Origin of the sequence: Demequina capsici (assembly GCF_032102965.1) — a bacterium.
Taxonomy (GTDB): Bacteria; Actinomycetota; Actinomycetes; order Actinomycetales; family Demequinaceae; genus Demequina; species Demequina capsici.
The window spans coordinates 1,897,788-1,919,450 of sequence record NZ_CP134880.1 but is presented as its reverse complement, the minus strand read 5'-3'; the positions used below and the strand labels follow the sequence as shown (position 1 = coordinate 1,919,450).

The following is a 21,663-nucleotide window of genomic DNA, read 5'->3' as shown; positions in this document are numbered from 1 at the left end:
GTCCTCCGGCCCTCAGCCGGTCGACACCTGCATGCGGATGCTGCTGGACCCGTCGGCAGCCTTCACGACCTCGAGCTTGGCAGGTATCGCATCCTTCATGGCCTCCACATGCGAGATGAGGCCGACGGTCCGGCCCTGATCCCGCAGGTCCTCCAGGGTGGACATGGCGACCTCCAGCGTGTCCTCGTCGAGCGACCCGAAGCCTTCGTCGATGAACAGCGTGTCGAGCTGGATGCCGCCCGCCTCCGAGGACACGGTCTCCGCCAGCCCGAGCGCAAGCGAGACGGACGCGAGGAAGGTCTCGCCTCCGGACAGCGAACGCGTGTCGCGCGACCGTCCCGTGTGCGCGTCGGCGACCCGCAACGCCAGCCCCGTCTCCTTGTTGCGATACTGCGCGGAGTCGTCGTGCTCCAGGCGGTACTGGCCGGATGACATGGTCTCCAGCCGCGCGTTCGCGGCCGCGACGATCCGCTCCAGCTTGGACGCGAGGACGAACGACTCGAGGCGCAGGCGGCGGTCGTTCGGGGCCTTGCCCTCGACGCTGTCCGCCAGGGTGAGGATCACGTCGCGCTCGTCTCGTGCCGCTTGAGTGGACGCACCCAGCCGGGCGTGCTCGCCCGCCAGTCCTGCCAGCTGCTGAGCACGGCCGGCGGTGGTCGTAGCCGTCTCGACCGCGGAGTCCCGCGCGGTCCCCGCCTGCGCAGCCGCGGCCTCGAGCGACGTGAGATCTGCCGGCTCGGCGGGGACAGGTTGCGCCGCGAGTTCGGCGACCACACCGCTCGCCGAGGCCAGCGCCGCGCGATGCTCCTCCACTGAACCTTCCAGCGCAGCCAGCTCGGCGGCAGGCAGCTCTGCGCCGGCGGCCTGCTCCGCCGAGGCGAAGCCTGACGACTCGAGCGCCTCGTGAAGCGCGGCACGGGCCGAGTCGGCTTCCGCTGAGGCGTCCGCTGCCGCGTCCGTGGCGGCGATCAGTCCGTCGATCAGGGTGATGGCGGCGTCCAGCGCGGTCGCGTACGCGGCAACCGAGTCGTAGCCGTCGGGACGCTGAGTCGCGAGCTCCTGGGCCGACCCCAGCATCGCGCGCGCCGCGGCGCCGTCGCGCTCGGCCGCCGTGATCGCCTGCTCGTGCGCAGTCAGCGCCTCTGCGAGAGCGGCGCCTTGGGTCTCGAGCCCGGCGAGCTCCCCCTGGAGGCGAGTCCTCTCACCGGCCGCCGCGACCGCCTCGGCGTGCGCAGCTCGCGCCGCCTCGAGGGCCCCTTTCGCATCGTCCGGTGTGCCAGCGCCCGCCTGCCCGCGCGCGGACGCGACCCTGCCGTCCAGGTCCAGCCGCGCCTCGCGGGCGCGCTCGGCGAGCGCCGAGGTGGCCTGCATCCGCTCGTAGGCTGCGTCCACCTGCTCGTCGGTCACATGGTCGTCGGTCGGTGCCGCCGGCGACGGGTGGTCGTGCGCGCCGCACACCGGGCACGGCTCCCCGTCGACGAGCGCGTCCGCGAGGTGCGCGGCCTGGGAGAGCAGGCGACGTTGCACCTGGGCGCTGTACTCCGCGGACGCGGACGCGTGATCCGCCGCTGCCTGCGCGTCTGCCGCCGCGACCGTGGGCGCCTGCTCCTCCAGCGCGGCGACGCGCGCACGGGCCGTCACCGTCGCCTCCGCCCGCTGCACCGCGGTGGCCAGGTCCTCGATACGCGCCGCGAGTGCGGACGCCGTGTCGAGCTGCTCCCGCAGCGGCCGCTCCATGCCTGGCAGGGCCTCGAGCTGCGCGCGCGCGGACGCCTGCGCCTCCCGCACGTGCGCGACCTTGTCCGTCGCTGCCTGCACCTCCCGCTCGAGGCGCGCCAGGGAGAGCTCGGCCTCGAGCGGCGCCTTGAGCTCCGCGCGACCCGTCCGTAGCACCGTCGCACGGGCCTGGAGCGCTGCCTCGTCGGCTTCCGTGAGCCGCCCGTCCGGCCAGGCGAGCCCCAGTGCCGGGTCGGCCGAAGCCAGGTCACGAGCGCGCGTCAGGAATGCCTGCGCCTGCGCCAGCGCCGACTCAGCCGCTGTCGCGATGCGGCGCGGACCCGCCACGGGCACGGCTCGCCTCGCCTCCGTCAGGCGACCTTCGCGCACGGCGTGGGCGGCCGCATCGGCCTCGAGCGCCTCGAGCGTCGCGCGCGCCTGCGCGAGCCGACGACGGGCGTCCTCGTCCGACCTTGCTGTCGACAGAGCGTCGGACGCGACCTGCGCGGCATCGGTGGCGGCAACGCGTGCCTCGGCGGCCGACTGCGAGGCCGCTTCGAGGAGCTGCAGCTGCTCGGCGAAGAACGCCGCCCGCCCCGCCGAGGCGGGGACATCGAGCCCGACGAGCGCCGCGGCCTGGCCCGCGATCGCGTCCAGTGCGGCGTCCGCGGATTCGACCCTGGCGACCGCCGCCCTTGCGAGATCCCGGAGGTGGGCCTCCAGGTCCTCGAACCGCTGCGTGCCGAACAGCGAGCGGAGCAGGGACCGGCGCTCTGCCGTGTCCGCCTTGAGGAACTCGGCGAACCGACCCTGTGCCAGGAGGATCACCTGGAGGAACTGCTCGCCGGTGAGCGGCACGGTCGTGGCGACCTGCTCGGCCACCTCGCGGGGCATGGTCGCGAGCGGCACCGGCGCGCCGTCGCCGAGCACGTAGAGCGCCGCGGACGCCTTCTCCGTGGTGGTGCCGCCGCCACGCCTCTTGGTGCGCTCGAAGGCGGGGGAGCGGACGATCCGGTAGCGGATGCCGTGCAGCTCGTACTCGAGCGCCACCTCGGTGAGATCGTCCTCGGAGCAGAAGTGGCTGCGCACCGGCTTGTCGGCGCCGTCGTACCTGGGCACCTTGTCGTACAGCGCGAAGCAGATGGCGTCCAGCAGCGTGCTCTTGCCTGCGCCGGTCCTGCCCGAGATGACGAACAGGCCTTCCGCATCGAAGCGCGTGAAGTCGACCCGCTGGCGGGCAAGGAACGGGCCGAAGCCCTCCAGCTCCAGGCTCAGGATCCTCACCGCGACGCCTCCTTCACCTCGAGCGCCTGGAACGCGTCGTGCAGCAGGGCGCGCTCGGCCTCGGTGGGTCCCTGGCCGTTGCGCACGAACGTGAGGAACTCGTCGACGATCTGGGCATCGGACCTGCCCTCGACACGGGTGGCATACGTCGCGTCGCCATGATCATGCCTCCCAGCAGGGCGATGCGAGAGCGTCACCGCGAACGGATACCGCGTCTGCAGGCGACGCATCGCCTCACGCGGCAACTGGTCGTCGGTGAGCACCGCCTCCACCCAGCAGTCCACCGCCTCCGGGTGCGCCCCGTCCGCGAGCAGCGCCTCGAGAGTGCCCTGAAGGCGCACCGCGGCACGCGGCGTGGGAAGCTCGAGCCACTCCACCCGCTCCAACCCGTGAGCGTCCAGATCCACCAGCCAGGCGCCCTTGGCGCTCGCCCGCTCGCCGAAGCTGAACCGCAGGGGAGCACCGCTGTACCGCACGCGCTCCGTCAGCGTCTGGCGGCCATGGATGTGCCCCAGCGCCACATAGTCCATGCCGTCGAACACGCTCAACGGAACGATGTTGAGACCGCCCCTGGTGATGTCGCGCTCCTCGGATCTGCCGGAGTCCTCAGTGGTCGCCTCGACACCCGCCGCGAAGCAGTGGCTCGCCACGACCGTCCGCAGGCCGGGAGCGTCGGCCCGCCGCGCCTCGGAATCTGCCCGGACCAGGTCCATCGCGAACGAGAGCGCCTGCGCATGCGTGCTGCCGCCGAAGTCGCCGTAGGCCGCGCGCAGGAACTCCGGGTGGATGTACGGGAGGGCGTAGATCGCGACTTGGCCGTTCTCGTCGGTCAGCAGCACAGGATCCGCGAGCCGCGCAAGGTCGGTGCGCACGTGCACCCCTCCGAACGCGGCGAAGTCAGCCATGTGGCCCAGCCGCGCCGGCCCGTCGTGATTCCCCGAGGTGAGCACCACCTGCGCGCCGACGGACCGTACCGCCGCGACCACACGGTTGAGCATCGCGAACGCCTCGGCCTTAGGAGTGGACGAGTCGAAGACGTCGCCGGCGACGATCACAGCGTCCACGCCGCGGTCCTTGACGGCCGCTGCGAGCGCGTCCAGCACCTGCTCCAGGTGAGCGTCCGTGCTGTGGCCATGGAACGTCCGGCCCAGGTGCCAGTCGGAGGTGTGCAGGAGGCGCATGGCTCGAGGCTATCGGTGGTCCCTGACTTCGGGACCGGAGGCGGCCGATGCGCGCCCCCAGATGCGAGTCAGGTGCGCAATAGTTGCGAGCCGCGCCGCGCCGGGTCACCATCAAAGAGAACGGAGTCTCCCGTGGGGGCGGGCGCTCGCGCAGCATCAGGCACGACGGCGGCCTGCCTCGGCAGAATGCCGTGCGCGGAGCGACGACTGGACGAAGGGGCGTGGCATTGCAGTATCGACTTCTCGTCGCGGCGGCTGCCGCCACGCTGCTCGCCGCCGCCCGGCTCGTCTACGTGGCCACCATCGACGACGTGACGGTGCCGAACTTCACGATCAACGCGAACTGCGGCACCGACTTCAGTGCGGCGATCACCTACAACGAGAACCCCGAACCCGGCCACTGGGAGTACGACGCGTCGATCCTCGACCAGAGCGGCATCGTCTACTCCGCCTTCTCTGTCGACAACGACAGCGATGCGATGGGCTATCACATCACCGTGCCGTCGTCCTACCTGCCGGACGCCGGCTACGACTACAGGATCACCGCGACGTTCGTCGAGGTGGACGGCTCAGGCGCGGTGGTCGGCACCCGCACCTTCGACATCGCCGGGTCGGGCGAGGTGTGCGGCGGAGCCCAGACGCCGTGGCCCACCCCGAGCGCCACCACGCCCACGCCGACGGCCACGGGCCCCACAGTCACGGTCACGGCGACCGCTACGGCGACGGCGACGGCCACTGCGTCGGTCACGGCGACCGCCACCACGACCGCGTCGGTCACGGCGACCGCCACCGAGACGGCGACCGTGACTGCGACACCGCCCAGCGTGACCGTCACGGCGACGCCTTGGTGCTCAGCGACTCCGTCCGGCTCGGAGCTGCCCACGGAGGAGGTCACGGACGGCGCGACGGATGACGCGACGCCGCCCACGGCGGATCCGGCGGATCCGGTGACTGGGCAGCCGAACTACACGGGGTGACGGCCTGGCCGGCACTGGGTCACCCGCAGGGCGCGGCGAGCTGCTGAAACCGGCACTGAGTCACCCGCAGGGCGCGGCTTTGAACCGTTCGCGCGATTCGGGCACAATGGGCCGCGCAGCGCATCAAACGAAGCCTCGGATCCGCCGCCCCCGGCTCGACCAGCCGGGACGCGTCGCGGAAGTTGCCTGCGACAGCCCGTCGAACATGTGTCGACGGTCGCCCATAGTCGGGCGCCGCCGTCGCCCACCGAGGAGAACCATGAGCACGCAGATCCAGACCACCACCGCCGGCTCCCTGCCGCGCACCCAGAAGCTCGCCGAGGCGAACGCGGTGCGCCCCGTCGCCGAGGACGGTTTCACGTTCCAGACGAACGACGAGTTCGACGCGCTCGTCGAGGAGGCCGTCACCGACGTCGTGAAGCAGCAGGTCGACGCCGGCATCACGGTCGTCGGCGACGGCGAGTTCGGCAAGGCCATGTCGCCCGGCCACGACTTCGGCGCCTGGTGGTCGTACTCGTTCCAGCGCACCGGCGGCCTGTCGCTGCCCCCGAAGGACGCGCCGATGCCCGAGCCTGTGCGCTCGTCGCCCGGCAACGTGCGCCTCACCTCCATGGCCGACCGTCGCGACTGGACCCGGTTCGCGCAGGCGTACTTCGACCCGACGGCCGGCGTGCTCTTCGGCGAGACGCCGTACTGGCCCGAGGTCACCGGCCCGCTCAGCTACCGCGGCCACGACCTGGTGTCCGCGGACACGCGCCACCTGCGCGCCGCGCTCGAGGCGAACGGGCTCCAGGACGGCTTCATCACCGCGCTCGCCCCCGGGTCCGCCGCGCGCATCGGCAACTCGTACTACGCGACCGAGGAGGAGCACATCTGGGCCTGGGCGGACGTGCTGCGCGAGGAGTACAAGGCGATCATCGACGCGGGCCTGATCCTCCAGATCGACGACCCCTCGCTCGCAGAGTCGTGGGATCAGATCAACCCCGAGCCCTCCGTCGCGGACTACCGTGCGTTCATCCAGACGCGCATCGACGCGATCAACCACGCGATCGAGGGTCTGCCCGAGGACAGGATCCGCTTCCACCTGTGCTGGGGCTCGTGGCACGGCCCCCACACCACGGACCTCGAGTTCACGCACATCGTGGACAAGATGCTCGAGATCAACGCCGGCGAGTACTCGTTCGAGGCGGCCAACGCGCGCCACGAGCACGAGTGGAAGGTCTGGAAGGACGTCCAGCTCCCCGCGGGCAAGAAGATCCTGCCGGGGGTCGTCGGCCACTCCACGAACGTCGTGGAGCACCCCGACCTGGTCGCCGAGCGCATCGTCCGCTTCGCCGAGCTCGTGGGCCCCGACAACGTGATCGCCGCGACCGACTGCGGTCTGGGTGGTCGCGTGCACCAGCAGATCGCCTGGGCCAAGCTCGACTCGCTCGGCGAGGGCGCACGCCGCGCCGCGGACCTGCTGAACGGCTGACCCGTTGCACGGCTGAACTGCGGACCTGCTGAACGGCTGACCTGCTCGACGCGTGACCGTGCGCGAAGGCCGGGCCCCGGTGGGGTCCGGCCGCTGTCGCCCCGGCGGTCTGCCGACGGACATGAGAACGCCCGGTGCGTGAGCCGCGCTGTGGCCCACGCACCGGGCGTCGTTCGTGGACGACGGGCAGGGAGAGTGATGCGCCCGTCGTCGCCGTGTCAGGAGGGGAGTCGGCCCTCGCTGCTCTCGGGCGATCCTGCGGCCGGGGCCGAGGTGTCGCCCACCGATGCGGCCGGCGCAGGGGGCGTCGGCGCATCGAAGGGGGAGGCGGCGTGCATCCGGGGCATGTGGCGCGGCGCGACGCCGCCCACGGTGCCCGCGCGCACGGCCGCCGCATCGGCCCTGATCGTGGCGACGTCACGCGAGATCCGGATCAGGAAGATCGCGATCACCACGAGCGCGGCGACGGCCAGGAGGCCGAGCACGCCGCCCAGGATGGTCGGAAGCAGGTCGAGCGAGCCGGTGCCGCCGGTGCCGCCGTCGAAGCCGTCAGGTCTGTCCATGGGGACGACGGTAGGGCCCGTCCGCGCGCCTCAGAGCGTGTCTTAGCGAGTTCTCAGCGAACTCTCAGCGGCGACGGTCCCCGGGCGGCACGCATCCGTGCCAGGAGGTTCCAGGGCCTGGACGATGCGACGACCACGATCGCGCCGGCCACCAGCAGTGCCGCAGCCCACGGCAGCACGGCCGCGGACATGGACCCCAGCAGGGTCGCCCCCAGCAGCGGGCCGGCCGCGTTGCCGACGTTGTAGGCGGAGTTGTAGGCCGCCACCGCCACGTCCGTCCTGCCAGGCGCATGCCGCATGGCCCAGTTCATCATCGCCGCGACGATGACCGACCAGCAGAAGCCCTGCAGCAGCACCATCGCCACCGCCACCGTCTGCAGGCCGCCGCCGACGCCGAGGCCCAGGTAGACGACCGTCAGCATGGCGAGCCCGACCAGCAGGGACCTCACCGGGTAGCGGTCCAGGAACCGTCCGACCGTCGCCATCGCCGCCACGCCCAGGGCGCCGCCGCCGAGCACCAGCAGCGGGATGACCCCGGCGGAGAAGCCGGGCACCTCCAGCAGGTACGGCGTGATGTAGGTCCACAGCACAGCGAGCGAGCCCACGGTGAGCGCCGCGATCGCGAGCACACGCACGAAGGCGGGCCATGACGGCAGCTCGCCGCGCGCCGACGAGCCCTCCGAGCCGCGGAACGTGGGCAGCAGCAGCGCGATCGAGACCGTGACAGCCACCGCGAGGCAGGCCATCACCGTGTAGGGCGTCCGCCAGCCGGCCACCTGGGCCAGCCAGGTGGTGCCGGGCAGCCCGGCGACGCCCGCCACCGACGACCCGATCATGACCTTCGCCACCATGCGACCCCGTACGGCGACCGGGAACATGCCGGCGGCCGCGGGGGTGACGACCGCCCAGAACATCGCATGCGCAGTGGCGCCGAGAACGCGCCCGAGCACCAGCTCGCCGAACGTGCCCGATGCCGCTGACACCGCCATCGCCGCGGTGAACAGGGTTCCGGCGCCCACGAGCGTCCACCTGTAGGGCAGGCGTCCGGCCGCGAGCGCGAGCGGGACCGATGCGAGGATCACCACCACCGCGCCCACGGAGATCAGCAGGCCGACGCGGGCCTCGCTCACGCTCAGGTCGGCTGCGATCACCGCGTTGAGGCCCAGCGGCGCGATCTCGTTGGACACGTAGAGGAACATCGCGACGGCCAGGGCCGCGAGCGCAGCGTATGCCCGGCGCGGGGGCACCGGGGCGGGCGTCGCGGGTGCCGACGCGGCGGCCGGAAGAGCGAGCCCTTCGCCCGCCACAGGCACGGGCGAGGCGACCACCTCGACATGCGGCGCGGCGTCCGAGGAGGTGCTGTCGGCGTCGGGCATCGGCGTCCTGTCGGGTCGTGGGGGAGCTGCGGTCAATGCTCCCATGCGGGCCGCAAGCACGAGACTTCCACAGTCGTGGCGCAAAAGCCGCAATCTGGACTATCGTTCGCATGGCACCTGCTATTCAGGCATGCATGGCACAAAGTGCGCGAAATGCCGTCGTCCGCGTTAGCGTGGGAGCAGATGGCAACTCGACCGATCGAAACCTAGGGGGAATCGTGACCACGCCGAATCTGGCGTCCGTAGCCATCCGTCCGTTGCGCCGGCCCGCGGTCAGGGCGGCACGGATGCGGACCCGCGCGGTGGCGCGGCAGCTGCCGCTGTTCCTGATCGCCGAGCTGTTCGCGGTGATCGCGATGTACTTCGTCGCCTACACCGCCGTGACGGACGACTGGCTGGGTGCGAGCGTCGGCACCTTCTCCCACTGGTACACGGAGACCGTCTCGCCCCACCTGGACCCACCGCTCACGGTCCACACGCCGCCCGAGATGGGCCCGCCTGGGCTCAGGCTGGTCGGCCGCGACACCGGCGTGCAGACCTGACGTGACCGCCGACCCCGCCTCGTCGTCGGCGGAATCGAACCGCCCTGCGGAGCGTTCCGATCCCATGACCGAGGCCCCCGAGCAGGCAGCTCCCTACACTCGCGCCACCGAGGCACTCGCCTCCGCAGGCGTGGTCCACACCGTCATCCAGCACGGGCCGGTCGCCTCGCTCGACGAGGCCGCCGCCGCGCGAGGCATGCTGTCCCGCCAGGTCGTGAAGACGCTCGTGGTGCGTCGCGGGGAAGGCGACTTCCTGCTCGTGCTGGTGCCAGGCGACCGTCAGATCTCGTGGCCCAAGCTTCGCTCGCTGCTCGGTGTCAGCAGGCTCTCGATGCCCGACGCCGCCACCGCGAAGGACGTCACCGGCTATGAGCGGGGCACCATCACGCCGTTCGGTGCGCTCGGCCCCTCCGAGGGACGGTCCTGGCCGGTGATCGCAGATGCGCTGATCCTGGAGCGCGCAGAGGCAGTGTCCATCGGCGGCGGCGCGCACGGGGTGTCCGCAACGCTCGAGGCGAAGGCGCTGATCGCCGCCACGCGCGCGCTCGTCGCGGACGTCACCGAACCGCTGTAGTCCACCGAATCCCTGCAGTCGACCGACGCCTGAAGCCGGTCGACGCCTGAAGCCGGTCGACGCCTGAAGCCGTCAGAGGGCGCGCGCAGTGGCCGAGTGGTCCAACGGCTGGCCCACCGACTCCAGCCACGACTCGACGCGCTGCTCGAACAGGTCGGCCGCATCGCCGTCGTAGTCGCGCGAGGATCTGTCGACGAACAGGTGCCCTCTGCCCGGGTAGCGGTACACCCGCGCGTGCGGCGCGCGGAACGTCAGCTCGCTCAGCGCGTCCTCATCCACCCACTCGTCGGGGTCCGCCGCGTGGATCTCGAGCGGGACCTGATGCCGCCAGTCGCCGCCCAACGCGAGCGGCGGAAGCACGCCCCCCATGAGCAGGCATCCGCGGATCCGAGGCAGGTCCTGGGCAAGCAGCTGCGCCTGCGCGGCGCCGAGCGAGAAGCCCATGACGACCGTCGCGCGCCGATGCTCCCGCGCCGCACGGCGGGCCACCTCCGCGAGCGCGTCGTGCCCGATGTCCTGCGCGTGACGCACCCCGTCATCGGTCCGTTCGAAGGTGAGCCCGGCGTAGGCGTCGGGGCAGTGCACCACATGGCCGCCGGCGCGAAGGCGCTCGGCGAAGGCGCTCAGCCCCTCCGTGAGGCCGAGCGCGTGGTGGAACAGCAGGATCTCTGCCATGGCTTCAGTCTCACGCGATCAGCGACGCCGCGCGAGTCGAGCGACGCATCACGAGGGACCGCGAGGGGCGACGAGCTGTCCGCACGCGGGCACCGTTGACCACGCGCGGACAGGCTCCTCGGTCGCCCCAAGGGGCGCCCCCTTCGCCCTCCCGACGTTAGTGCAGCAGACACCGCGAGAACCGGTTCGTGACGGGATCGTGACCTTACATCGTGACCGACGCGACGGTGTCGGAGGTGGGGTGCGAGGAACCGCCCATCGGCTCCTCCGTGACCGCCACCCCTGCGACGTCGTCGAGGCTCGTGTGCATCACCGTCATGACCTCGCCGTCGGCGTCGGGCATGAACGTGGGGCCAGCCATCACGGTGCCGTCGTCCATCATGAGCCACAGCTGGTACTCCATGCCGTCGGCGGGCATCGGGGTGTCCGCGCCCATGAGCGCCACACCGTCCATGCGGTCCGACACCACCACATGGGTCGCGCCGAGATCCATGTCCATGGACTCGGCATCCGGCGCGGACGCGATCATCATGGCGTCCCGCTGCATGGCCGACGCCTCCGTCGCCTGCTGGCGCGGCAGGAGCAGGCTCAGCCCCACCGCAGCGACGGCCACCACCGCTGCGGCGGCCGCGGTCAGGGGCAGCCACCGGCGCGGCGCCCTCCGTGCAGGTGCGGCGGCGCGCGGCTCAAGACGGGAGGCCGCAGCCGCCTCGGTGGGCGTGAGCTGGGCCGTGACGTCGATCTGACGCATCACCCTGTCGCGCAGCGCGGCGGGGGGATCGACCGCCTCGACCGCGGCGAGGGCCGCCGCAACCTCTCCCAGCGACGCCACCTCCGCCCTGCAGTCGGCGCACGCCTCGAGGTGCCTGACGAAGGCCGCGCGCTCGACATCCGTGACAGCGTCGACCACATAGGGGCCTAGCAGCGAATGCACGCCCTGATCCATGTCCTCGCTCATCGCTCCTCCTCCCATGCGTCCCGCAGCCTGATGAGGCCGTCCCGGATCCGTGCCTTCGCGGTGCCCAACGGCACGTCGAGCGCCTGCGCGACCTCACGATGCGTGAACCCGCGGTAGTAGGCCAGCTCGAGCGCCTCGCGCTGGCGGACCGTGAGAAGCGACAGTCCCGCACGGACCCTCGCCGCCTCCCATTCGTGGTGCATCGACTCGACCACCGTGTCCTGCTCGGCGCGCTCCGACTCCGGGAGCGCACCGTGGGCCTTCAGCCGATCGGCGTGCGCCTGCTCCGAGCGCACCCTGTCCACGGCCCGACGATGCGCGATCGTGAGGATCCACGACCGCGCCGAGCCGGCGTCGCGGCGGAACCTCGCCGCCCTGTGCCACACCTCGACCAGCACCTCCTGGGCCACGTCCTCCGCCATGTCGCGGTCACGGACCACTCGCACCGCGAGGCCGAGCACCGACCCCGCGGCCATGTCGTAGAGCTGCTCGTAGGCCCCCTGATCGCCCAGGCCTACGCGCTCCAGCAGGTCGTCCCACGCGTCGTTCCTGCCTGGTCGGCGGCCCGGCGCCGTGGCCGACGGCTCAGCGGCGGACGGCTCAGCGGCGCGGGCGGCGGGAACGTCCCCGTCGCCGCGCACCGCCCGCAGATGCCGTTCGCCCATCGTCGTCTCCGAACCGTGGTGCTCGTCAGGAGCTCGCGCTGTCGGTCATCATCGCGTCGGCCGTCGGCGAGTCCGTCACCATCTGATCGTCCTCCATCATCGTGTCCGCCGACGCGGAGGGCGACATGGAGTCGTCCATCATCGAGTCGTCCGTCATCGAGTCGGCCGTGGCCGACGGCTCCATCGTGTCGTCCATCATCGTGTCCGACGAGGCCGTCGGCGACATCGAGTCCTCCGGCGTGGTGGTGTCGTTGCAGCCTGCGAGCAGTCCGACGGCGAGCAGCGCGACCGACGGGCCGATGATCATCCTGGGTGCGAGCTTCATGGTTCCCTCCCTGTTGCTCCTGAACGGCGATCGCCGCTTGCCAGGTGTTCGGCGCGGGCCGCACGGCGGATGGGTCATCCGAAGGTGAACGCGTACGCCTGCACGCCCGGCGAGAAGTCGAGCTCGACGACAGCCTCCTGCGGATCGCCCGACACGAGCGTGTAGAGGTCGGACGTGCCGTCCACCTGCACTTCCGTCGTCGTCCCCGACCCGAGCACCGTCACCTTCACCGTGCCCGTGCCTGCCATGACCAGGTAGACGTCGGACGCGTAGTAATGGAGGAACAGCCGGGCGCCGTCGCCGGCCTGCGCATACTCGTCCTGGATGGTCCAGTGCCCGTTGAACGAGAAGTGGTTCAGCGTGGGGGTGGGAGTGCCGGAGAAGGCGGTGTCCTCGCCGACCGTGTACGACTCGTTCTCCGCGTACGCGAGGCGCGAGCCGCCCAGGTACGACTCCTGGGTGCGGCCGCTCGTGTGGCTGCCGTCGTCCGCCTGCACGTAGCCGCCGTCCGGCATGCCCAGCAGCTCCTGGATGAGCGCCTCCGTCTGCTGGTAGCCGCCCTCGCCGTAGTGGACCTGGCGCACCACCCCGTTCTGATCGATCAGGTAGTGCGCCGGCCAGAAGCGCTGATCCCACTGCTGCCACGTCGCATAGTCGTTGTCCAGGCCCACCGGGTAGTCGATCCCGTAGCGGTCGGTCGCGTCGGCCACGTTGGCCTGGACCTTCTCGAACGCGAACTCAGGGGTGTGGATGCCCACGATCTCCAGCCCCAGGTCCTTGTACTTCGAGTACCAGGCCGTCAGGTAGGGGAAGGTGCGCTGGCAGTTGATGCAGGAGTACGTCCAGAAGTCGACCAGCACGACCTTCCCTGTGAGGTCGGGCGCCGCGCCGTCGGGCGTGTTCAGCCACGCCGCGATGTCCTCGAAGCCCCTGGCATCGCCGCAGTTGTGCAGCACGGACTCGTCCGCGTCGGCGCACTGGTCGAACGTCATCGCGTCGCCCGTCGCGGCCGACGCGGCGGAGCGTCCGGACAGTCCGTCCAGCTGGCCTCGCACCGCGTCGTTGTTCTCGATGCTGTCCTGCACCGACGCGAGGAAGCCTGGCACCGCCCGCTGAAGAGGCTCTGCGAGGTTGGTCGCGATCACCAGCGCCGTGAGCATGAGGATCACGCCCGACGCGACCCGGATGCCCCGCAGCCGCGTCCGCACCGACTTCACGCGCGACCCGATCGCCTGGCCTGCGAGCCCGAACCCCAGCAGCGGGACCGCGATCCCCGCGGAGAACGCGAGCGTCAGCACCACCAGGCCCCAGCTGAGCCCGTTGGTCGCTGCGAGCACGGTGATGGCCGCGAGGATCGGGCCCGCGCAGGGCACGAACACCAGCCCCAGAGCCAGGCCCATCACGTAGCCGTTCCCGTCGCGGCTGAGCGTGGGGATCCGCGTGTTCTGGAACGGCCGCTCGAGCAGATGGCCCACCGCGGGGATCGCGAGCCCCAGCCCCACGATCGCGAGGACCACGATGCCCACCCAGCGCAGCAGATCGTCCGGCAGGCCCAGGCTGGACAGCAGGACCCCGCCGAGCAGCGTGAACACGGCGAAGCTCGTCACCAGACCGGCCACCACCACGATCGGGCGGCGCCGGGACGCCGCCCCGTCCTGGATCGAGCTCGTCAGGATCGCCGGCAGGACCGGCAGCACGCAGGGGCTGATGGCGGTGATGATGCCGGACACGAGGCCGACGATGAGGAGAGTGATCATGTCTGGTGTTCGGAGGCACCTTGCTGGGGGACGGGCCGCTCGCCCGAGACGCTCACCATTCGACCACGGATGCCGCGCGCGCGGGATGACACGGCCTGTCACCCATGGAAGAGTCGGGTCCATGACGGTCGGCTTCGTGCTCGGAGGAGGCGGCGTCCGTGGCGCCGTCGAGATCGGCATGCTCCAGGCGCTGTTCGAGGCCGGGATCCAGCCGGACCTGATCGTCGGCACGTCGATCGGCGCCATCAACGGCGCGGCGGTCGCCGCCAACCCCAGCATGGCGGTCGTGGAGCGTCTCACCGACGCGTGGGCGTCGCCCGCCGCGTCCGCGGTCTACGGCGACTCGTGGATGCGCCAGCTGCAGCGGCTCGCCACCTCCCGCATCCACCTCAACGACCCTGAGCCGCTGCGCGAGCTGATCGCGGCGATGGTGGGTCACGACGCGCGCTTCGAGGATCTGCGCGTGCCGCTCGCCGTGTGCGCCGCGAGCATCGAGCGCGCGGCCGAGCGCTGGTTCGACCAGGGGCCGTTGATCGACGCCGTGCTCGCCTCGGCGTCCGTGCCTGCAGCGCTGCCGCCCACCTGGATCGACGGCGAGCACTTCGTCGACGGCGGCCTGGTGAACTCGATCCCGCTGGGCGAGGCGATCACGCGCGGCGCGACCGAGGTGTACGTCCTCCAGGTGGGGCGGATCGAGGAGCCGCTCGCGGCCCCGCGCAAGCCGTCCGACGTGGCGAGGGTGTCGTTCGAGATCGCGCGCAGGCATCGCTTCGCCCGTGAGCGCGCCCAGGTGCCCGCCGGCGTCGTCGTCCACGTGCTGCCCTACGGCGGGCGGCAGCCGGGCGACTCCAGGCCGGGCGCCTACCGTCGCATGGACGCGACCCACGCGCGCATCGCCGCCGCCTATGAGGCGTCGGCCGCCTACCTCGCGCTCAGGGGCCGGTCGTGACCGGCGCAGGGACGACGGCGTGAGGCCGCCCAGGAGCCTTCGCCTGCCGCCCGTGTGGGTGCGCCGGCTGGTGATCGCGCCGCTGGTGGTGTTCCTCGCAGTCGCCGTGATACCGGCGGTCATGCTGCTGGCCGCGACCGTCGCAGGCATCGTGAGCTGGGCGCTGCCCGGCAGGCTGCGGCTCACGCGAGTGTTCGCGATGGCCGTCTTCTACGTCATGTGGGACGCGTTCGCGCTCGTGTGCCTGTTCGCGCTGTGGATCGGCTCCGGCTTCGGGCTGCTGCTGCGGAGGCCGTCGTTCCAGGAGGCGCACTACACGCTGGCCAGCCGTCTGCTCGCGCTGCTGTTCTGGCAGGTGCGGTGGACCCTGCGGCTCGACATCGTCCATGAGGACTCGGACCTGGACCGCGCCGCGCGCGGCCTGCCGATCATCGTCGTGAGCCGGCATGCGGGCCCCGGCGACTCCTTCGTGATCGTGGAGGCCCTGCTCAACCGCTTCGACCGCGACCCGATGATCGTGCTCAAGGACACCCTCCAGTGGGATCCGGCGATCGACGTGCTGCTCCACCGCATCCCCGCGCGCTTCGTGACGCCGCGTCGCTACCGTCGCTCGGGGGCAGCAGGTGGGGCGGACGCGGTCGGCCAGCTCGCCGCCGGCATGGACGACGACGACGCCGTGCTGATCTTCCCCGAGGGCGCGAACGCGACGCCGCGCCGCCGCGCGTCGAGGATCCGCGCTCTCCGGGAGGCAGGGCACGACGCGCTCGCGGACCGGGCGGAGTCGATGCCGCACGTGATGCCGCCGCATGTCGGGGGAGTGATGGCGGCCATGGAGGCATGCCCGCGCGCGGCGGTCGTGGTCGTGGCGCACACCGGTCTTGAGAGGCTGTCCACGATCCGTGACGTGTGGCGCGAGCTGCCGGTGGACAAGCGCATCACCATGAAAGGCTGGACCGCGATGCCGGAGGAGATCCCTGCGGACGTCGAGGATCGCACGACGTGGCTGTTCGACTGGTGGGAGCGCGTCGATCGTTGGATCGGAGAGAAGGACGAGGAGGTCTCGGTGGCGGCGGAGCAGGGGATGCACACGATCAGGCGCATGAGGCTGCTCGATCGGCAGGCGCGCATCGACTGGGCGCTCGTGGCCACGCAGGCGCTGCTGTTCCTGGGCGTGGGCTTCTGGCCGCCGCAGTGGAGCCCCGATGTGCCGGACGCGCCGATGCCTGGCCTGGCGGTCGTGGTGCTGGGATCGGTGCTGCTCGCCGTCTCGGGCCTGCACCTGGGGCGTGCGTTGACCCCGCTGCCCACGCCGAACGGCACGGGACTCGTGGCGAAGGGCCTGTACCGGTGGATGCGGCACCCGGTCTACACGGGGGTGGTGACGATCTGCGCGGGCGTGGCGGTGGCGCGCGGCGAGGCCGTCGTCTGGGCGCTCGTGCTGGTGCTCATGGTGTTCTTCGAGCTCAAGACCAGGCTCGAGGAGTCCTACCTGAGGGGTGCGTACGAGGGGTATGAGGAGTACGCCTCACGGACGGGCAAGTTCGTGCCCTTCCTGGGTCGCAGGCGCTGACCGCACGGCAGCGGGAGCGCCGCCATCGGACCGTGACGCCCCCTCTCTTTCCACAGGCGACGATTTCCGCACCGCGGTGCGTTTCATGGCGCCATTCATGAGAACGATGCCAAACGGAAGGCCGGAGGTCCTATTACCGCCCCCATTCCACGCATATTCGGTGGTATTCGGGGCGGATCGGGCGGCATTCAGTGACGTGACCAGCGCGATTCAGCCTTCTTAGACAGTAGAATGACTGCCCATGGATCCTCGTCGCTCCCGCCTTCTCCTTCACCCCGTGCGCATCCGCGTCTCGCTGGTGCTGGCCCAGTCCGAGATGAACGTCAAGCAGCTCGCGAAGGTGCTCGACGACGTGCCGCAGGCCTCGCTCTACCGGGCGGTCTCGGAGCTGCTCGACGGCGGCATCATCGAGGTCACGCGCGAGGAGCGGCGCGGCGGAGCCATCGAGCGCTACTTCCGCGCGATCGAGGAGGAGAGCTTCATCTCCCGGCAGGACATCGGGTCGCTCGCGCCCGCCGAGTTCATCGCGGGCATCGAGGGCCTCAACCGCATGCTCGCCGCTGACGCGGCTCGCTACATCGCCGCCGAGGGCGCGGACTGGGTGTCGGACTTCACCCGCGTCGCCCGGCAGGTCGCCTACTTCACGCCCGACGAGCGTGTCGAGGTGGAGGCACAGCTCAACGCGCTCATCGCGCGGTTCGAGGCCGCGGCCGAGCGTCGACCCGGCACCGAGCCGACCCTGCTCAACGTCACCGCGTTCCCGTACGTGGCCACCGAGCACGACGGCGACGCGAGCGAGGCGGAGCCGGCGTCGGCGCACCCCTGACCTCGGGCGACCGAGCCCCGGCCGCGACGCCGGCCCGCGCGGCCATGGCGTCAGGCGGCCGCCGCGCCGCCCGCGAGCGCCATGTCGGCCTCGGTGAAGCACACCCAGTTGCCCGCGGGGTCCTTGACCCACGCCGACGGCGGCATGCCCTCGACTCCTCGAGCGATGCCCTGCTCGTCGGTCCATTCGAGCAGCTCAGGCTTGACGCCGGCCCTGCCCAGCTCGGCGACGACCGCGTCGAGGTCGTCCACCAGCAGGGTCAGCACCGTGTGCGTGGCCGGCACGTGATCGTCCTTGAGGTAGATGAACGCCGCCGTGCCGCCCGCGGCGCGGACCACCATGGCGTCCTCGACGCCGACGGTGTCGGGGCCCAGCACCTGCAAGCCGAGCGTGGTGCCGTAGAAGGCGATCGCGTCGTCGATCGAATCGGTCGAGAAGGTCGCGACCGCTGTGGATTCGCTGATCATGGGGGACTCCGTCCTGGGCACCGCGCCGTGCCGCCAGCCGACTCTCGCGCGGCCCACCCTCAGTGTGCGCCGCGCATCCCGCGCGCGCTCGGCGGGGCGTGGACCGCGGCGTCAGCCCTCGAGGACCTGAGCCCGCAGCGTGGTCAACGGCACGGAGCCGTAGCGCAGCACCCTGTCGTGGAAGTCCCGGATCTCGAAGCCGTCCATGCGCTCGGCAGCGGTGCGGATCGACTCGATCTCCAGCCTCCCCACCATGTATGCGAGCGCCTGGCCGGGCCAGGCGATGTACCGGTCCACCTCCTGCTCCACGTGCACGGGGTCGATCGGCGAGTGGTCCACCATGAACTGGACAGCCTGGTCACGACTCCAGCCGAACGCGTGGATGCCTGTGTCCACCACCAGGCGGCATGCGCGCATGGAGTCGTTGAGCAGCATGCCGACGCGTGACAGCTGCGACGAGTACAGGCCCATCTCGTCCGCGAGCCGTTCGGCGTACAGCGCCCAGCCCTCGGCGTACGCCGTGTTGAAGAACTCCCGCTGCACCCGATGCAGCGACGGGTTCTCGGCGGCGAGCGCGATCTGCAGATGGTGCCCCGGGATCGCCTCGTGATAGGTGAGCCCTTCGAGCTCGTAGGTGGACCAGGCCGTCGGGTCGGACGTCTTCACGTAGAACGCAGGCGGCTTGCCGGTCTGGGGGTCCGGGCCCGAGTAGTAGCCCATCGGACCGAAATCGGTGGCGTTCGCGGTGCACCGAGAGGTCGGCAGCGTTCCGAACCAGGCGTGCGAGGCCTCCTCGGCCCGTGCGAGCGCCTCGGTCGCGTCGGCGACCAGGGTGACCGCGTCGCGATACCGCAGCGTCTCGTCGTCCCTGAGGCGCCGGTAGATCTCGTCGACGTCGTGGAGCCCGAGCAGAGGGCCTGCGACCTCCAGGTACTCCTGCTCGAGCAGAGCGATGCGCTCGAGCCCCAGCGTGTGCAGCTGGTCAGGCGTCCGGTCCAGCAGGAGGTTCGCCCAGATCTGGTCCTGATAGATGGCGAGGCCGCCGTCAAGGTGGACCAGGCCGGGCCGGTCGTCCGGTCGTCCTCGCTCGGCGAGCAGCCGCAGCCGTGTGCGGTACTCCGCGAGCCCTGGACGGACGTGGTCCCGCACGACCATGACCACCCGGTCCCTCCACCCTTGGGCGGCCGCTGGGTCGAGGTCGATGGGCGGAGCCTGCCCGCACAGCCGCTCGTCAGCGCCGGCGGGCGTGGCTAGGTACGCCTCTGCGGAGGCCGCCGTCGCCTCGAGGTGGCTGGCGAGCGCGACCCGACCCTCGTCGGCGGCGGCCTGGGCCACGTCCATCAGCTGCTCGAGCATCGCAGGGATCCGGCCCAGCTTGGTGAGGTACGCCTCGCCGTGCTCAGCCGTCGCGAGTGGGAACGAGGTGACGAACGACAGGATCAGCTCGAGGACCCCCATGCGCGGGTTGACCAGGTGGAGCTCCGGCTCCCACGTCGACATCAGAGCTCTGCTGCGCGCCGTGGTGGCGACCACGTCGCGCAGCGCGCGACGCGCGGGGTCGCCCTGGACGTCGATCGCTTCGGCCGCCTGCGCGATCTCCAGGTGCCGGCGCCGCACCGCCTCGCGGGACGCAGGGGAGAGGTCGTCCCATTCGTCCAGGTGCTCGAGCTTGCCGTCCCACATCAGCTCGATCGGGCTGGAGGATGTCGCCAGCTCGTAGAGTGCGTCGGCCAGGCGCTCCAGTTCGCTCATGGCGACGACGCTACAGCGTGCTGCAGACGTGCGTCGGTCAGCGGGTCGGATGCCGGCCGCGCGGGCCGGGGGCATCGCTCAGGCGTCGGCGCGGTACGGGTCGAGCGCCTGCAAGGCGGCGACCTGCTCCTCGGGACGGCATGTCAGCGCCTCGTTCGCGTCGTCGGCGAGCACCGCGTCCGATCCGGCCACGTGCTCCTGGGCGGCGAGCCGCACGGCGTGAGCCGCCGCATCGTCCCGGAGGACGGCCAGCCGCGTCGCGTGAGCCGTCAGAAGCGCCTCATCGGCGTCGAGCCGACGCGACCGGGCTCGGTGGTGAGCCTGCCAGCGGTAGCCGGGGAAGGCGAGGCGTGCGTTGACCCAGGGTCGGGTCCATACGCCGGCCATCAGCGATCGTCGTTCTGCGCCGGGCTGCTGCGCGGCGTTCTGGCCCACCGCCCACGCCGCGGCGACGGGACGGTGCGTGGGCGCGCCCGCGCGTCTGCTCCACTCCCGCCTGCGCGCACGGAGCTCCTCGCGGCGCTCGAGCGCCATGCGGACCTGCCGGGGCACGGCGAGGCGGCGCACCACCGTCGGGTCGACGGTGACCACGAGCACCCCGGCCACGGCGGTGAGGCCCAGCGACACCACGGGCAGCAGCGCCAGGCCGAACGTGGCGACCACGTAGCCCCCGACCAGCGGGCCGACGGCGGCGCCCAGGTTGGCCGTCACCATGTAGACGCTGGAGCCGACGTCCGTGCGCCACGGCGTGTGGCGCACGGCCCAGTTGAGCAGGCCCGCCATGAGCACGGCCCAGCCGAACGACACGGTCACCTGTCCGGCCACGGTGGCCCACGGCTGGCCGACCGCGAGGAGCATCCAGGCGACCCCCACGCCCACCACGCCGAGGCCCACCGTCTGGACGGCGTGACGGGCCAGGAAGCGGGTGATGAGCAGGGTGGAGGTGACGCCCACGATGCCGCCCAACGAGAACAGCAGCGGGACGGCGGACTTGGGGACGCCGCCTGCACCCGTGTAGTACGCGACGATGTACGTCCACGTGATCGCCATGCCCACCTGCATGGTGAAGGTGACGGCCAGCACCCTCGCGAAGTGCCGCAGCGACGGCACGTCGCCGATCGTGTGCGGCGCGCGCGGCCTCGCGTCGGCATCCGTGCAGTCGTCGTCGTTCCTGGCACGGCCGGGCAGGGTGAGCGCCAGGGCGATCACCAGCGCCACGCCGATCGCCGCGAGCGCGACGAAGGCGACCTGCCAGCCCACCGTCTCACCGGCCACGGTGACGAGGGGGGTCCCGATCACGCCGGCCACGGATCCTCCGACCATGACACGGGTGACGGTCATGGCGCGCAGGTGCGGCGCGAAGAGGCTCGCCGCAGTCGGTGCGACCACGCCCCAGAACAGTCCGTGCGCCGCGGCGGAGATGATGCGGCCCGCGGCGAGCTGGGCGAACGAGCCGGCGGTCGCGGCCACGACCACGCCGGCGGTCCACACGACGAACGTCGCGGTGAGCGTGGTGCGGGCCGCGAATCGTCCCGCGAGCATCGTCAGGGGCACCGCGGCGATCACGACCGTGAGCGCGAAGGCGGTGACGAGGACGCCCACCTGGGCCATCGGCACTCCCAGGCTCGCCGAGATCGACGGCGTGAGCGCCACGACGGCTCCCTCGTTGACGCTCGCGGCGAAGGCGCCTGCGGCGAGTGCCATGAGCGCGGCGCGTGCGCGGCGCGGGGACATGGTCAGCGCCGTGAGGGAGCGGAAGCCCGGATCGGGCTCGTCGACGACGATCGCCTCGGCGGCGCCGGTGACAGGGATCGCCGCGGTGGTCGGCTCAGGGTCGAAAGGCTCGCGCGGTGCCGCCTGCGCGGCGGGGTGGGTGTGCTGCCACGCGTCGAGCGAGGGCAGCTCGAGCGTGCGGGTCGTGGCGGACAACGGCGGATTCCAGTCTGGGGTGGTGCGGGCAGGGTGAAGCGTCACGGGCCCGCGGGGACGGGCCTCAAGAGGGGGTGTGGGTGCCGCCTCTCGATCGGATCGA

The 21,663-nt window shown here is 71.6% G+C and carries 19 protein-coding genes; 7 read left to right on the top strand and 12 right to left on the bottom strand.

Features of this window, described 5'->3' with window-relative positions; translation table 11 throughout:
* Nucleotides 1–12: 12 nt before the first annotated feature.
* Together RN607_RS09180 and RN607_RS09175 are read right to left on the bottom strand one after the other, a co-directional pair.
* Nucleotides 13–3,000 carry an AAA family ATPase gene (locus RN607_RS09180; RefSeq protein ID WP_313542068.1) on the bottom strand — a complete coding sequence of 996 codons (2,988 nt, stop codon included), beginning with the start codon at nt 2,998–3,000 and terminating at the stop codon, nt 13–15.
* Nucleotides 2,997–4,181 carry an exonuclease SbcCD subunit D gene (locus RN607_RS09175; RefSeq protein ID WP_313542065.1) on the bottom strand — a complete coding sequence of 395 codons (1,185 nt, stop codon included), beginning with the start codon at nt 4,179–4,181 and terminating at the stop codon, nt 2,997–2,999. Before RN607_RS09175 ends, RN607_RS09180 begins: the two co-directional genes overlap by 4 nt.
* 221 nt (nt 4,182–4,402) lie before the next feature.
* Here RN607_RS09175 and RN607_RS09170 point away from each other — a divergent pair, with 221 nt between their 5' ends.
* A complete protein-coding gene (locus RN607_RS09170; protein ID WP_313542062.1) occupies nt 4,403–5,158 on the top strand; it encodes a hypothetical protein in 756 nt (251 codons plus the stop codon).
* Between the two features lie 259 nt (nt 5,159–5,417).
* The gene (locus RN607_RS09165) at nt 5,418–6,632 is read left to right on the top strand and encodes a cobalamin-independent methionine synthase II family protein (protein ID WP_313496441.1); all 1,215 of its coding nucleotides are present in this window, start codon (nt 5,418–5,420) and stop codon (nt 6,630–6,632) included.
* Between the two features lie 218 nt (nt 6,633–6,850).
* Here RN607_RS09165 and RN607_RS09160 read toward each other — a convergent pair whose 3' ends face one another.
* A complete protein-coding gene (locus RN607_RS09160) occupies nt 6,851–7,195 on the bottom strand; it encodes a hypothetical protein (protein WP_313542059.1) in 345 nt (114 codons plus the stop codon).
* Nucleotides 7,196–7,248: 53 nt separating this feature from the next.
* On the bottom strand, nt 7,249–8,571 hold the full coding sequence (locus tag RN607_RS09155) for an MFS transporter (protein WP_313542056.1): 1,323 nt from the start codon (nt 8,569–8,571) through the stop codon (nt 7,249–7,251).
* Between the two features lie 218 nt (nt 8,572–8,789).
* Here RN607_RS09155 and RN607_RS09150 point away from each other — a divergent pair, with 218 nt between their 5' ends.
* Together RN607_RS09150 and RN607_RS09145 are read left to right on the top strand one after the other, a co-directional pair.
* Nucleotides 8,790–9,113, top strand: a complete 324-nt coding sequence (locus RN607_RS09150; RefSeq protein ID WP_313496435.1) for a hypothetical protein — start codon at nt 8,790–8,792, stop codon at nt 9,111–9,113.
* A 64-nt stretch (nt 9,114–9,177) separates the two neighbouring features.
* Nucleotides 9,178–9,687 carry an aminoacyl-tRNA deacylase gene (locus RN607_RS09145; protein ID WP_313542055.1) on the top strand — a complete coding sequence of 170 codons (510 nt, stop codon included), beginning with the start codon at nt 9,178–9,180 and terminating at the stop codon, nt 9,685–9,687.
* Nucleotides 9,688–9,759: 72 nt separating this feature from the next.
* Here the strand turns inward: RN607_RS09145 and RN607_RS09140 are convergent, their stop codons facing one another.
* From RN607_RS09140 to RN607_RS09120, 5 genes are all read right to left on the bottom strand, one after another.
* A complete protein-coding gene (locus RN607_RS09140; protein ID WP_313542054.1) occupies nt 9,760–10,362 on the bottom strand; it encodes a dienelactone hydrolase family protein in 603 nt (200 codons plus the stop codon).
* A gap of 205 nt (nt 10,363–10,567) precedes the next feature.
* The gene (locus tag RN607_RS09135; protein WP_313542052.1) at nt 10,568–11,320 is read right to left on the bottom strand and encodes an anti-sigma factor; all 753 of its coding nucleotides are present in this window, start codon (nt 11,318–11,320) and stop codon (nt 10,568–10,570) included.
* Nucleotides 11,317–11,985 carry a sigma-70 family RNA polymerase sigma factor gene (locus RN607_RS09130; protein WP_313496427.1) on the bottom strand — a complete coding sequence of 223 codons (669 nt, stop codon included), beginning with the start codon at nt 11,983–11,985 and terminating at the stop codon, nt 11,317–11,319. Before RN607_RS09130 ends, RN607_RS09135 begins: the two co-directional genes overlap by 4 nt.
* 25 nt (nt 11,986–12,010) lie before the next feature.
* Entirely contained in the window at nt 12,011–12,310 is a 300-nt protein-coding gene (locus RN607_RS09125) for a hypothetical protein (RefSeq protein WP_313542050.1), read from the bottom strand.
* 74 nt (nt 12,311–12,384) lie between these two features.
* Complete coding sequence (locus tag RN607_RS09120; protein WP_313496423.1) at nt 12,385–14,067, bottom strand: cytochrome c biogenesis protein CcdA; 1,683 nt, start codon at nt 14,065–14,067, stop codon at nt 12,385–12,387.
* Nucleotides 14,068–14,188: 121 nt separating this feature from the next.
* Here RN607_RS09120 and RN607_RS09115 point away from each other — a divergent pair, with 121 nt between their 5' ends.
* From RN607_RS09115 to RN607_RS09105, 3 genes are all read left to right on the top strand, one after another.
* On the top strand, nt 14,189–15,016 hold the full coding sequence (locus RN607_RS09115; RefSeq protein WP_313542049.1) for a patatin-like phospholipase family protein: 828 nt from the start codon (nt 14,189–14,191) through the stop codon (nt 15,014–15,016).
* A 19-nt stretch (nt 15,017–15,035) separates the two neighbouring features.
* Nucleotides 15,036–16,586 carry a 1-acyl-sn-glycerol-3-phosphate acyltransferase gene (locus RN607_RS09110; protein WP_313542048.1) on the top strand — a complete coding sequence of 517 codons (1,551 nt, stop codon included), beginning with the start codon at nt 15,036–15,038 and terminating at the stop codon, nt 16,584–16,586.
* A 241-nt stretch (nt 16,587–16,827) separates the two neighbouring features.
* Nucleotides 16,828–17,412, top strand: a complete 585-nt coding sequence (locus RN607_RS09105) for a helix-turn-helix domain-containing protein (protein ID WP_313542046.1) — start codon at nt 16,828–16,830, stop codon at nt 17,410–17,412.
* A gap of 50 nt (nt 17,413–17,462) precedes the next feature.
* On the opposite strand, the gene RN607_RS09100 is transcribed toward RN607_RS09105, so the two are convergent.
* The 3 genes from RN607_RS09100 to RN607_RS09090 form a co-directional block, all read right to left on the bottom strand.
* On the bottom strand, nt 17,463–17,879 hold the full coding sequence (locus RN607_RS09100; RefSeq protein ID WP_313496416.1) for a VOC family protein: 417 nt from the start codon (nt 17,877–17,879) through the stop codon (nt 17,463–17,465).
* 111 nt (nt 17,880–17,990) lie between these two features.
* A complete protein-coding gene (locus tag RN607_RS09095) occupies nt 17,991–19,631 on the bottom strand; it encodes a DUF885 domain-containing protein (protein ID WP_313542043.1) in 1,641 nt (546 codons plus the stop codon).
* Between the two features lie 78 nt (nt 19,632–19,709).
* A complete protein-coding gene (locus RN607_RS09090) occupies nt 19,710–21,560 on the bottom strand; it encodes an MFS transporter (protein WP_313542041.1) in 1,851 nt (616 codons plus the stop codon).
* Between the last annotated feature and the right edge of the window lie 103 nt (nt 21,561–21,663).